The following is a 12,924-nucleotide window of genomic DNA, read 5'->3' as shown; positions in this document are numbered from 1 at the left end:
TTTGAAAGGGAATAAAATGAAACAGATTATATTTTTAATTTTAGCAAGTTTATTAGTGTTGGGTGCATGTGGCCAAAAAGAAGAAAGTAAGTCAGATAACCAAAAGCGAGAGACTGCTGAAAAAGATAAGGAAAAAGTAAGAAAAGAAGAAAAAAGAAATGAAGAGTCAGATGATAAATCCACTAATAATAATGAAAATACCGAGCAAATATCAAATGACATAAATAATTCGCCCAAAGAAACAAATAAGCCTCAGATTGATGTTTCTAATATAACAGACCGCAATACTTTAGAGGCAGTTCTTAACGGCAATTATTCAGAAGAAGAAAAAATACTGGCTTATAATAGTGCAGTTGCTAATGGTGTTATTCCACAAGGAAATGTAATGGAAGGCCCAGCTAGCGCAGCTTATGAAAGTTCATTAAGAGTAGAAAACGGTACAGAAAAATCCGTATACGAACAACAACAAGAGAGAAAAGATTATGAGAATAATGGAGTTTACCGTACAGCAGAAGAACAAAAAGCACATGAAGACTGGGTAAATGGTCAACAAGAATGGCTTGATGAACAAAAAGCAAAGGAAGACAAGTTGCAAAAAGAATACTTCGATCTTTCAGATAAAATGTATCAAGATGGTGTTAGTGAAAGCGACTATAATGCAATGGAAAAAAGACAAAATGAAATACTTGATCAAGTGGAACCTATAAATTAATAGAGAGAAGCGGAACACCCTTAAAACTGTTTTGAGGGTGTTTCAAATATTTAATTACTCTTTGATAGAAATAGTTTAATTGTATTGTAATTATTAATTTTAAGTTATTATATAAAGGAGAAACATCTGATTATTTAATAACTTAGAAGTAATTAATCGTGCAATACGGTTATTAAAGTGAAAAATCATATCGAAAATTATGATGAACGGTATTGATTTCTATAATTTAATTAGATATAATTAATCTTGTGTTAAAAAAGTGTCCTGGTAGCTCAGCTGGATAGAGCAATGGCCTTCTAAGCCATCGGTCGGGGGTTCGAATCCCTCCCAGGACGTCCATAGAAGAGAATATTTTATATATTCTTTGCCCAACCCGGAGAAACGTTGATTTATTTCAACGTTTCTTTTTTGTGTTATGAAATTTACGGCTAAGTATAACTCTTATCGTATACTTCAAAATTGAAATATTGTGGCAACATACGTGTAACACGAGAAGAAGTAATTGAAGACAAGGAAGTCTAAATGACATTTAATATATAGGATAATTAAAACTAAGGACACTTAGGCATGCCCAAGTGTCGTAAAAAAGATTAGATTGTACAGTATTGAATGATACTCCATGAGTTGAGAATTATCATCCAATTTTTCAATTGAGCATAGTATAGTGAAATTAACAAAGGTCAACGAATTACATAAGTGGAGTAAACACAATTACCGTTAGTACCTTTAAATAAAATAATAGGGGTGAAATTTTATGGAAGGCTTATTTAACGCAATTAAAGGGACAGTTGAATCTGCAATTAATCACGATGGTGGGCAATTAGCTGTTAATATCGTTGATATCGTTCAAAATGGTATCCAAATCGCTTCTAAATTATTTGGTGCTTAATTCGATTAATTCAATTTCATAAATGACTATAAAAATAGAGAAAAGAGGAAATAGATTATGCTTACAAAATTAGCTCAAGCAATCGTTAATACAGTAAATGCTGCACAAGCTCATGATTCAACAAAATTAGGTACAAGCATCGTAGATATCGTACAAAACGGTGTAGGAATTGTAGGTAAATTATTCGGTTTCTAATTTTAAAACATACTTAGTAAAGCTATAAAGAAATCCATGACGATGGATTTCTTTATAGCTTTTTTAGTTAGGAAGAGAAGTAGAATGATGTATAGGCACGTTACCATCCGCCTATACAGATTCGATTCAAAGTGTCTAGGCGCGCCACCTCAGCCTAGACACTTTCACTACCATGCGACTTTATCCTAATACTTCCTTTTATTTCCCAAGTTTGACTGTACCTGATCCTTGGACTAGCACCACATCACCTTTTTTTAAATCAATATGCAAAGATTTCTTCGCATTTGCACTATCGTCGCCTATAATTTCGATTGCTTTTGATTCTCCTTTAGAGGATTGAACATTGAAATTAGCAGAGTATTTATTGCCAGGACGCACGGTATAACTGTCAGGCGCTATATCAGCTCCGACTACCCATACGCCTGTGTTTAAGTTGGTACGATATTTAATAGGTTCAGGAGTGAATTTAACATGCTTCATATCTTTGACCACTACAGTTTGGCCATCTGCTAAATAAGTGGTAATTTTACCAGCGATTGTCTCTGATTTTGCACTTAAAGCATTACTGAAAACATAGTTGCCATACTCATTGTCTACTTCGAGGATACCTATTTTATCGTTATTATGCGTAATAGTATAATGACCAGGTTGAATTTCTTTACCAACTTTATATTTACCTGAATTTATAGTAGTAGCCTGACCTTTAGCTGCTTTAGGATTAAAATCAGAAGGCAGCAGTCTATATTTACTTTCATAATCACTTGTGGATTGGGAAGTGGAATTTTTAGGTTTATCATGTTTAATAGAAGTCGGTTTATCTTCTTTTGAATGATTATCTACGTGTTGATTATCTTTTTTGTTTTGTGAGGAATCTTTATGTTTATCGTCTCCGAAGAGTGCTTTTAAAGGGTTAGGGATTGAAAGGGAAGACTTATTTTTAAAAAAGCTCGACCATTCTTTTTCAAGTGAATGATTTGAGAAAATACCAAAGAAGCAAACAATTCCTAGTATGAAGGAAATGAGAGCAACAGAAAGCCTTAATTTGAATCGTGTTTGCCTGCCGAGTGCACTAAGCGTAAGAAAAGTGAAAATTAAGAAAATGAGCGAGAAAAGAACCCATAGCAATAGATAAACTAGAGGGGAAAAGAACATGCGCGCCACTCCTTATTATTTTATTTTTTTGTTATTAAGTTAAGTATATAAAATTAATAAGATTGGAACAACAAAAATTGCAAAAATAAAAAAACGGCACGTCATCGCACCGTTTCCAACTTGCTTATCTTACTGGAGGTTGTTGGCTCCAATATTTAATTTGGGCAAAAGGTTTGCCGTCTGAAAGGCGTTGTAAGATAGCTTGTTCTTTTTCGTAGTCACTTAAAGTGCTCATATATGGCGCAGGTGGCATTTCTCCGAATTTCTCATAATATTCTTTATATAACTTAGGTACACGTTTATTCATAATTTCAACTTCCTTTCACATCTCTTAATTCAATTGCTCATTTATGTATTTACCCGTAAATGAAATGATTTAAATTCAATACGTTATTTTTAATACACACGACTTTAATTGTACTCCTTTTATCTGTAGTTAGCAATTGGAATTGAGTACTTGCTTCACTAGGGAGTTATTTGCATAATAGAGCAAGAGGTGAAATTTATGAAATACGATACGATTTTGCTTGATTTTGATGATACTATTGTGGATTTTCATGATGCGGAAGATCAAGCATTTTATCATTTAGCTGAAAGATATGACATTTCTCCTTCTAAAGAAAATTTAGCTTTATTTAAAAAGGTGAATCAAGCACATTGGGAAGCATTTCAAGAAAACAAGCTGACAAAGGAAGAAGTGTTGACGGAACGGTTTATCAATTATTTTAAACGGTTCGGGCTGGCAGTAAATGGGAGAGAAGCGGATATTATCTTTAGAGATGGCCTTGCGATGGCACCGGTCAAATATTTTCCAGAGACATTAGAAACAATTCAATATTTAACACAACACGCTAAAGTATATATCGTTACCAATGGAGTAGAAGATACCCAGTTACGTCGATTAGCTCAAACGCCTCTTAAAAATACGATACAAGACATTTTTATCTCAGAAGTAACAGGATATCAAAAGCCAATGCCTGAATTCTTCAATTATGTCTTTGATCGCATAGATGCTGAGCGCTCTCGTTCACTGATTATCGGTGATTCGTTGACTTCAGATATTCTTGGAGGGTTGAATGCGGGTATCGATACATGCTGGTTTAATGTCCGTCATAAAAAGAATGACACAGCAATTCAGCCGCATTATGAAATTACACAATTGAACGAAGTGAAAAATCTAATATAAAAAACGAGCGAAGTGTTGATCGCTCGTTTTTACATTTTAATATTCACTTTAATTATTTTGCGGTTCCCAAATCAACACATCATAGCCCTCATCATTGTTTGAGTGTAAATCTTTGAAACCATGTTTTACAAAGAAATCACGTGATTTGTTTCTTGCGAGTGCTTTAATCGGCAGTTGTGCTGATTTTGCGTAATCCACAAGTTCAGTTCCTAATCCTCTTGATTGGTAACTTGGTAATACTTCTAATTTCCATAAAATCAAATACTTATCATAGTCTGGGAAGTGCTTTTCTTCGACTTCGCCATTTTCATAAAGTGCCATTCTCGCTCCAATTTTTTCACCAATAAAAATACCATAGAAAGGTGAATCAGAACTTGCATCTATCATTTCCCCTGCAAGCTCATCAATCATTGCGAGGTTCGGGTTGCTGGTTTCTCTGAAATCTGCAAATAACTCGTCGGTTTTATAATTGATATCTAAATGTTTGACGTTGCCCATTCTCATTTCCCCCTTCACTTAGTTATATTAATTGTATAATAAATATTGCGGATATGCATTGAAAACGATAAGCCGTTAAATTGTGTTCTGCCACTATAAACATTATACTAATTGTTGAGAAAACACAGTAGTTAAGGAGAAAAGTGTATGGATTGTTTAACCGCAAATATCAATGAGCATGATCAATTTCTGGAAAAGTTGAAGGAAAGTGATGCATTGTTGAATAGCTTTTATCAATATGATGCGATGTCTCCTGAAAGCTTTAAACAAGCTTTGAATACGCCGAATAATGGCAGAGAACAGGAGCTGGCATCTGTAATCAGTGATTACATGTCAGATTTAGATATAACAGAGGCACAACAAGTAAATATTGATAAATTAAAACAAGGGGCTAAAGTAGTAATCGGAGGACAACAAGCAGGGTTGTTCGGAGGACCTCTGTATACTTTTCATAAAATATTATCTATCGTAAATCTGAGTCGCCAGTTAAGCGAGGATTACGCTAAAGATGTGGTGCCTGTATTCTGGATTGCAGGTGAAGACCACGACTTTGATGAAGTGAATCACACGTATGTATTTAATACTGAAAAGGCTAAATTGCATAAAGTGAAATATCATACGATGACACCGCCTGAAAGTAATGTTTCACGCTTTGTGCCTGATAAAGAAGCGATGATGCAAGCGCTAGATGACTTTTTAGTACAAATTCCTGAAACGATGCATACTAATCATCTACGTCAAGAGATGCAGCACATTATTAAGAATTATGCATCTTGGACAGAAATGTTTAAAGCGTTCTTGCAACTTGTATTTAAAGAGTACGGTGTTTTACTGTTAGATGCACAATATCAACCCTTGCGCAGATTAGAACAACCTATCTTAAAGGAAATGTTGAAACAACATGAGGCGGTAGATCAAGCTTTCAGAAAGAGACAAGCAGAAACTGTAGAGGCTGGACTGTCGGCGATGATTCAAACTGATACGAATGTGCATTTGTTTATCCATGAAGACGATATGCGTCAACTACTTACCTTTGAAGACGGCAAGTTTTATACGAGCAAATCTCAAACCACTTATACTTTAGACGAATTATTAGAAATAGTAGAAACTGCACCAGAACGTTTTTCTAATAATGTCGTCACACGTCCTATTATGGAAGAATGGCTCTTTAATACAGTTAGCTTTGTTGGGGGCCCTAGCGAAATAAAATATTGGGCTGAGTTGAAAGCGGCATTTGAAACTTTAGATGTAACTATGCCGATTGTCTTGCCGCGTATGAAAATTACTTACGTAACAAAGCGCATAGAAAAGTTATTACGTCGTTATCATTTAGATGCTGAACAAGTTATTGAGAACGGCATTGAGGAAGAAAAGGATAAGTTTATCAGAGCACGCGCTTCAGAAAGCTTTTTACAAGAATTAGATGATTTAGAAGCAAGACAGAAAGCCGCTTATGAGAAGTTGGCGGCAGAAGTACAAGATAACGAGGATAATAAAAATCTTGTAGAAAAGAACAATCAGATTCATCAATCGCAATATGATTACTTGCGCAAACGTTACTTCATTAATATAGAACGTGAGAATGCAATTAGCATGAAACACTTCCGAGAATTAAACGAGACTCTCCACCCAATGGGAGGGCTTCAAGAAAGAATTTGGAATGCACTGCAATTTATGAATGAATTTGGGACAGATATGTTCAGTCCCTCCACTTACCCACCACTTCGTTACACTTTAGATCAAATTATAGTAAAACCTTAGAAAAACAAGGCTTAGGCCCGTCTTCCCGGTCAGGGAGACGGGTCTTTTTTTCGTGAAAAATGAATTTTTTTTGATATGTTTATATAAATAGTGGAGGATAGTGGGGAGTTGTGGTAAATTATAAATAAGGTGAGGTGAGTAGAATGTTCATGGGTGAGTACGAACACCAACTAGACGCAAAAGGCCGCATGATTGTACCATCTAAATTCAGATATGAATTAAATGAACGTTTTATTATCACTAGAGGCCTTGATAAGTGTTTATTCGGTTATACTTTAGAAGAATGGCAGACTATCGAAGAAAAGATGAAGTCATTACCGATGACTAAGAGAGACGCGCGTAAATTCATGCGCATGTTCTTTTCAGGTGCTACTGAAGTTGAATTGGATAAGCAAGGGCGTATTAATATCCCGAAGAATTTACGGGAATACGCAAATTTAACTAAAGAATGTACAGTGATCGGGGTTTCAAACCGCATCGAAATTTGGGACAGAGCGACATGGAATAATTTCTATGATGAATCTGAGGATAATTTCGAAGATATCGCTGAAGATTTGATAGATTTTGATTTTTAAATGGAGGAATGAAAGTGTTTCATCACGTAAGCGTCATGTTAAAAGAAACCATTGATGAGCTCAATGTGAAAAAAGATGGTGTATATGTTGATTGTACGCTGGGTGGTGCAGGACATGCCCTTTATTTATTAAATCAACTTGATAAAAATGGACATTTGATTGCAATTGACCAAGATTTAACGGCAATTGAAAATGCTAAGACGGTCTTGAAGGACCACTTAGATCAAGTCACGTTTGTACACAGTAATTTCAGACAAATCAATCAAATCCTAGACGACTTGGACATTGACAAAGTAGACGGTATTTACTATGACTTGGGCGTTTCCAGCCCGCAATTAGACGTACCGGAACGAGGATTTAGCTACCATCAAGATGCGCGTTTAGATATGCGTATGGACCAAACCCAAGATTTATCAGCTTACGAGGTGGTAAATGATTGGCCCTACGAAGATTTGGTGAGAATCTTTTATCGCTACGGCGAAGAGAAATTTTCCAAACAAATCGCCCGAAGAATTGAAAAAACAAGAGAAAACGAACCAATTGAAACCACTTTACAGCTTGTCGACGTGATTAAGGAAGGTATCCCTGCGAAAGCGAGACGTAAGGGCGGACATCCGGCCAAACGTGTTTTCCAAGCCATCCGAATCGCGGTTAATGATGAATTGAAAGCATTTGAAGATTCATTAGAACAAGCAATCGAAAGAGTTAAAGTACACGGACGCATTTCTGTTATTACTTTCCATTCTTTAGAAGATCGTTTGTGCAAACAAATTTTCCAAGAGTATGAGAAAGGCCCAGAAGTTCCCCGTGGCTTACCTATTATTCCAGAAGAATATACGCCGAAATTGAAACGTGTTAACCGAAAACCGATTACCGCAACCGAAGAAGACTTAGCAGAAAATAACCGAGCGCGCAGTGCCAAATTGCGTGTCGCCGAAATTTTGAAATAACAGGGAGTGACAAACTGCTATGGCTGTAGAAAAGATTTATGAACCTTACAACGAAAGTTATGAACCCGCTAGACAGACCCCAGAAGTAAAACCTTCGTCTTCACCAGCCCGTAAAGTGAAGCGTAAAGTTGTTGTGCAACTGACAAAGTTTGAAAAAGTACTATACATATCTTTAATCGCTGTCATTGCAATGGTAAGTATTTATATCCTATCTTTAAAAATGGACGCTTATGATACTAAAGGTAAGATTGCTGATTTAGACCAAAAAATCGAAACACAATCCAGCCAAAATAGTGCATTGAAGTCTGAAATCAAAAAGAACTCTTCTTATGAACGCATTTACGAAAAAGCTCAAAAACAAGGCATGAGCTTAAAGAACGATAATGTAAAGGTAGTGCGTAATGATGCCGAAGCGAAAAATTAAAATTAAAAAAAATAAAATAGGGGCAGTCCTCCTCATCATTTTGTTCGGACTGCTCTTTTTTCTATTGGTTTTAAGATATAGTTATGTCATGTTAACCGGACATTCCTCCGGCCAAGACTTAATTATGAAAGCCAATCAGAAATATCTCGTACAACAACAAGAACAACCCGAGCGAGGGAAAATCTATGATAGAAATGGGAAAGTCCTTGCGGAAGATGTAGAAAGATTTAAATTAACTGCCGTAGTCAGCAAAAAAGCTGACGAAGGTTCAGAAAAACCGCGTCATGTTGTCGATAAGAAGAAAACAGCAGAGAAGTTAGCTACCGTGATTGATATGAAGCCTAAAGAAATAGAGAAAATGCTTGATAATAAAAAAGCGTTCCAAGTTGAGTTCGGCCGAAAAGGCAGTGATTTGACTTACCAAGAAAAAGATAAGATAGAAAAAATGAAATTACCAGGTATTATGTTATACCCTGAAACAGAACGATTTTATCCTAATGGCGTTTTTGCCTCTCATTTAATCGGTATGGCACAAAAGAATCCGGACACAGGAGAGTTAAAAGGCGCGATGGGCGTTGAAAAGATATTTGACAGTTATCTCGCAGGTAAGAAAGGGGCATTATCCTATATTCATGATATATGGGGATATATCGCTCCGAATTCTAAAAACGAGGTAGCCCCGCAACGTGGCGATGATGTACACTTGACCTTGGATTCGAATATTCAAGTATTTGTAGAAGAAGCATTAAATGACCTGGACAAGCACTTTGAACCTAAAGATGCATTTGCGGTAGTTATGGATGCGCATACGGGTGAAATTTTAGCATTCAGTCAAAGACCAACCTTCAACCCTGAAACAGGTAAAGATTTCGGTAAAACTTGGGCGAATGATTTATATCAAAATACTTATGAACCAGGTTCTACATTCAAAACGTACGGTTTAGCAGCAGCGATTCAAGAAGGGAAATTCAAACCTGACGAAAAATACATGTCTGGTCACAAAGACATTATGGGTTCGAAAATTTCCGACTGGAATAGAACAGGTTGGGGTAAAATTCCAATGAGTTTAGGATTTACTTACTCTTCTAATACCTTGATGATGCATCTGCAAGATTTAGTCGGTGCAGACAAAATGAAATCCTGGTATGAAAAATTCGGTTTCGGTAAGAAAACAGGCGGTTTATTTGACGGAGAAGCGCCAGGTGGTATCGCTTGGGATAACGAACTGCAACAAAAAACTTCAGCGTTCGGTCAATCCACAACAGTAACACCAGCTCAAATGTTGCAAGCGCAATCAGCAATTTTCAACAAAGGTAATATGGTGAAACCTTGGTATGTCAACAGTATTGATAATCCGGTCAAAGATAAATCATTATATAAAGGTAAAAGAGAAATTGCAGGAAAACCTATTACTGCAGCTACAGCTGAAAAGGTAAATAAACAGTTGGATTTAGTAGTCAATAGTAAACAAAGTCATGCAATGAACTATCGTATTCATGGATATAGAATAGGCGGTAAAACCGGTACAGCACAGGTTGCCGATCCAGATAACGGCGGCTATGTTGACGGACCTTTCCCTTATTTTGTAAGCTTTATTGGACATGCGCCAAGTAAGAACCCTAAAGTTATCGTCTATGCAGGTATGAGTTTGGCACAGAAAAATAAACAAGAAGCTTATGAAATGGGTGCCAGCAAGGCGTTTAATCCAATTATGGAAAATACCTTGAAATATCTGAATGTCGGCAAGAACAGCGAAACTTCATCTAAAGATACGTTCAGTAAAATTCCTGATGTATCTAATGAAACAGTTCAAAAAGCTGAAGATACTTTAAAATCTAAAAACTTAAAACCAGTGGTCATCGGACAAGGTGATAAAGTGACACAGCAAGCACCAAGCACTACTGAAAAAATTATTCCTCATAGTAAAGTATTGTTGAAAACAGATGGTGATATGACAATGCCTGATATGAAAAATTGGAGTAAAGATGATGTGATTGCTTTTGAATCATTGACTGGAATTAATGTTAAAATGAAAGGAAGCGGATTTGTTTCCAAACAATCTGTCAGTCCAAATGAATCGCTGCAAGGCAAGAAAGAAATTACAATTGAACTTTCTGCACCAGATGCCAGCTAACAATTAATTAATAAGGCGAAGGGAATAAATTAGAAATGGGACAAAAAAATAGCGAATGTAATTTTTGCCGTCCCATCCCTTTGCCTACTATACATAAGAAATAGAATAAGAATAAATGAGGAGATAAATATGGTTTACGTTTTAGCAATTATCGCTTTCTTAATTACATTAATATTGGTGCCTATACTCATTCCAACATTGAAACGAATGAAGTTTGGCCAAAGCATCCGTGAAGAGGGTCCGCAAAGTCACATGAAGAAAACTGGAACACCGACAATGGGTGGTTTGACATTTTTAATCAGTATTATCATTACGACAATCATCGCGATTATCTTTTCAGACAATGCCAATCCCTTTATCTTATTGTTGTTTGTCACTGTTGGATTTGGATTGATCGGATTCATAGATGATTACATTATTGTAGTGAAGAAGAATAACCAAGGCTTGACTAGTAAACAGAAGTTCTTAGCGCAAATTGCAATCGCAGTCATCTTCTTTATCTTAAGTGATGTCTTTAACATGATTCATTTTGCTACAGGAATCCATGTGCCGTTCACTAATGTGAATATTCCATTATCATTTGTGTATGTGATTTTCATTGTATTTTGGCAAGTAGGCTTTTCTAACGCAGTGAACTTAACAGATGGTTTAGACGGTTTGGCTACAGGATTATCTATTATTGCGTTTGCAATGTACGCCATCATGAGTTTCATGCTAGGCAACAATGCAATAGGTACTTTCTGTATCATTATGGTATTTGCTCTGCTCGGCTTCCTTTTCTACAATGTCAACCCAGCTAAAGTATTTATGGGAGATACAGGAAGTTTAGCACTTGGCGGTATTATTGCTACAGTTTCAATCATGTTGAATGCTGAAGTTTCTTTAATCTTCATCGGATTTGTTTTTGTAGCAGAAACATTGTCAGTAATCTTGCAAGTCGCTTCGTTTAAGTTGACTGGCAAAAGAATTTTCAAAATGAGCCCATTGCATCACCACTTTGAATTAAGCGGTTGGAATGAATGGAAAGTAGTAAGTGTGTTCTGGATTGTAGGTTTAATTACAGGATTGATAGGTTTATGGATTGGAGTGCATTAATAAATGCTTAAATACAAAGGTTTAGAAGGAAAAAATGTTTTAGTAGTAGGATTAGCAAAGAGCGGCTACGAAGCAGCTAAGTTATTACATCGTCTCGGAGCAAACGTAACTGTTAATGATGGCGGCGATCTTTCTAAAGACCCGCATGCCAAAGACTTAGAAAAAATGGGATTGAAAGTAATCGGCGGCCACCATCCGCTTTCATTATTGGACAGCAATCCGATTATTGTTAAGAATCCAGGTATTCCATATTCAGTACCGCTCATCAGTGAGGCTGAAAAACGCGGATTGAAAATTTTAACAGAAGTAGAATTAAGTTATTTAATTTCTGAAGCGCCTATTATTGCGGTGACAGGTACTAACGGCAAGACTACAGTAACATCGCTTATCGGTGATATGTTCGATAAGAGTCGTCAAACAGGATTACTATCAGGGAATATCGGTTTTGTGGCATCGAAAGTAGCACAAGAGGCGAAACCAGATGATTATTTAATTACAGAATTGTCTTCTTTCCAATTATTAGGAATTGAACAATATCGTCCGCATATCGCTATTATCACTAATATCTACTCAGCGCATTTAGATTATCATGGCACATTAGAAGATTATCGCAATGCGAAACGTCGCATTTATAAGAACCAAACGGCAGATGATTTTCTAATCTGCAATTATAATCAACGTCATCTTATTGAAACAGATACTTTGAAAGCGAAAGTTTATTACTTCTCAACTACTCAAGAAGTAGACGGTATTTATGTTAAAGACGGTTATATTATGTTGAACGGACTCAGACTGATTCACAAAGACGATATTGTCTTGCCAGGTGAACATAATCTAGAAAATATCTTAGCAGCAGTATTGGCAGCAGTGTTAGGCGGCGTATCTATTGATGCGGTTATTGCAACCTTGACTTCTTTTTCAGGAATTAAACACCGCTTGCAATATATAGGTTCAAATAAAACCAATAAATATTACAACGACTCTAAAGCAACGAATACGTTGGCAACACAATTTGCTTTAAATTCCTTTAATCAACCCATTATTTGGCTTTGCGGCGGCTTAGATAGAGGAAACGGCTTTGATGAGCTCATCCCTTATATGAAAAACGTCCGTGTGATGATTACCTTTGGTGAAACTCAAGATAAATTGACTAAATTAGGAGAAAGCCAAGGCAAATATGTTATCCGTGCAACTGATGTGAAAGATGCAGTGAATAAAGTACAAGATGTGATTGAACCGAATGACGTGGTATTACTTTCACCTGCTTGTGCCAGTTGGGATCAATACAATACCTTTGAAGAGCGCGGTGACATCTTTATTGAAAGTTTCCGCTCACATCTTCCGTCGAAGTAA

14 protein-coding genes and 1 tRNA gene are annotated in these 12,924 nt (G+C 36.3%); 12 read left to right on the top strand and 3 right to left on the bottom strand.

Annotated features, from left to right (window positions below; genetic code table 11):
- The first annotated feature begins 16 nt into the window (after window positions 1-16).
- The 4 genes from CKV71_RS08690 to CKV71_RS08675 all read left to right on the top strand — a co-directional run bounded on the left by CKV71_RS08690 (window position 17) and on the right by CKV71_RS08675 (window position 1,796).
- Window positions 17-712: a glutathione S-transferase family protein gene (locus tag CKV71_RS08690; RefSeq protein WP_186824439.1), complete on the top strand. Its 696-nt coding sequence runs from the start codon at window positions 17-19 to the stop codon at window positions 710-712.
- Window positions 713-973: 261 nt separating this feature from the next.
- Window positions 974-1,047, top strand: a tRNA-Arg gene (locus CKV71_RS08685).
- A gap of 419 nt (window positions 1,048-1,466) precedes the next feature.
- Entirely contained in the window at window positions 1,467-1,601 is a 135-nt protein-coding gene (locus CKV71_RS08680) for a beta-class phenol-soluble modulin (RefSeq protein WP_095105877.1), read from the top strand.
- Between the two features lie 57 nt (window positions 1,602-1,658).
- Window positions 1,659-1,796, top strand: a complete 138-nt coding sequence (locus CKV71_RS08675; protein WP_095105875.1) for a beta-class phenol-soluble modulin — start codon at window positions 1,659-1,661, stop codon at window positions 1,794-1,796.
- 198 nt (window positions 1,797-1,994) lie between these two features.
- On the opposite strand, the gene CKV71_RS08670 is transcribed toward CKV71_RS08675, so the two are convergent.
- Both CKV71_RS08670 and CKV71_RS08665 read right to left on the bottom strand, forming a co-directional pair.
- Window positions 1,995-2,948, bottom strand: a complete 954-nt coding sequence (locus CKV71_RS08670; protein ID WP_095105873.1) for a hypothetical protein — start codon at window positions 2,946-2,948, stop codon at window positions 1,995-1,997.
- Between the two features lie 124 nt (window positions 2,949-3,072).
- Complete coding sequence (locus tag CKV71_RS08665) at window positions 3,073-3,255, bottom strand: hypothetical protein (protein ID WP_095105871.1); 183 nt, start codon at window positions 3,253-3,255, stop codon at window positions 3,073-3,075.
- 198 nt (window positions 3,256-3,453) lie between these two features.
- On the opposite strand from CKV71_RS08665, the gene CKV71_RS08660 reads away from it, so the two are divergent.
- Window positions 3,454-4,134, top strand: coding sequence for a YjjG family noncanonical pyrimidine nucleotidase (locus CKV71_RS08660; RefSeq protein ID WP_095105869.1), 681 nt, complete (start codon window positions 3,454-3,456; stop codon window positions 4,132-4,134).
- Between the two features lie 48 nt (window positions 4,135-4,182).
- Here CKV71_RS08660 and CKV71_RS08655 read toward each other — a convergent pair whose 3' ends face one another.
- Window positions 4,183-4,632 carry an N-acetyltransferase gene (locus CKV71_RS08655; RefSeq protein WP_095105867.1) on the bottom strand — a complete coding sequence of 150 codons (450 nt, stop codon included), beginning with the start codon at window positions 4,630-4,632 and terminating at the stop codon, window positions 4,183-4,185.
- 147 nt (window positions 4,633-4,779) lie between these two features.
- Between CKV71_RS08655 and bshC the strand changes: the two genes are divergently transcribed.
- The 7 genes from bshC to murD all read left to right on the top strand — a co-directional run bounded on the left by bshC (window position 4,780) and on the right by murD (window position 12,924).
- Window positions 4,780-6,393, top strand: a complete 1,614-nt coding sequence (bshC, locus tag CKV71_RS08650) for a bacillithiol biosynthesis cysteine-adding enzyme BshC (protein WP_095105865.1) — start codon at window positions 4,780-4,782, stop codon at window positions 6,391-6,393.
- A 143-nt stretch (window positions 6,394-6,536) separates the two neighbouring features.
- Window positions 6,537-6,968 (top strand): division/cell wall cluster transcriptional repressor MraZ, encoded by a 432-nt coding sequence (gene mraZ, locus CKV71_RS08645; protein WP_095105863.1) that lies wholly within the window; start codon window positions 6,537-6,539, stop codon window positions 6,966-6,968.
- 14 nt (window positions 6,969-6,982) lie between these two features.
- On the top strand, window positions 6,983-7,918 hold the full coding sequence (gene rsmH / locus CKV71_RS08640; RefSeq protein WP_095105861.1) for a 16S rRNA (cytosine(1402)-N(4))-methyltransferase RsmH: 936 nt from the start codon (window positions 6,983-6,985) through the stop codon (window positions 7,916-7,918).
- A 19-nt stretch (window positions 7,919-7,937) separates the two neighbouring features.
- A complete protein-coding gene (ftsL, locus tag CKV71_RS08635; protein ID WP_095105859.1) occupies window positions 7,938-8,342 on the top strand; it encodes a cell division protein FtsL in 405 nt (134 codons plus the stop codon).
- Window positions 8,323-10,476 (top strand): penicillin-binding protein, encoded by a 2,154-nt coding sequence (locus CKV71_RS08630; RefSeq protein WP_095107290.1) that lies wholly within the window; start codon window positions 8,323-8,325, stop codon window positions 10,474-10,476. The genes ftsL and CKV71_RS08630 overlap by 20 nt, the downstream gene beginning before the upstream one ends.
- A 129-nt stretch (window positions 10,477-10,605) precedes the next feature.
- Entirely contained in the window at window positions 10,606-11,571 is a 966-nt protein-coding gene (mraY, locus tag CKV71_RS08625; protein ID WP_095105857.1) for a phospho-N-acetylmuramoyl-pentapeptide-transferase, read from the top strand.
- Between the two features lie 3 nt (window positions 11,572-11,574).
- The gene (gene murD, locus CKV71_RS08620) at window positions 11,575-12,924 is read left to right on the top strand and encodes a UDP-N-acetylmuramoyl-L-alanine--D-glutamate ligase (RefSeq protein WP_095105855.1); all 1,350 of its coding nucleotides are present in this window, start codon (window positions 11,575-11,577) and stop codon (window positions 12,922-12,924) included.

The sequence above is a fragment of the Staphylococcus piscifermentans genome (assembly GCF_900186985.1).
GTDB lineage: Bacteria > Bacillota > Bacilli > Staphylococcales > Staphylococcaceae > Staphylococcus > Staphylococcus piscifermentans.
Note: the sequence above shows the minus strand (reverse complement) of the source record. Positions and strands in the feature narration are given on the sequence as shown.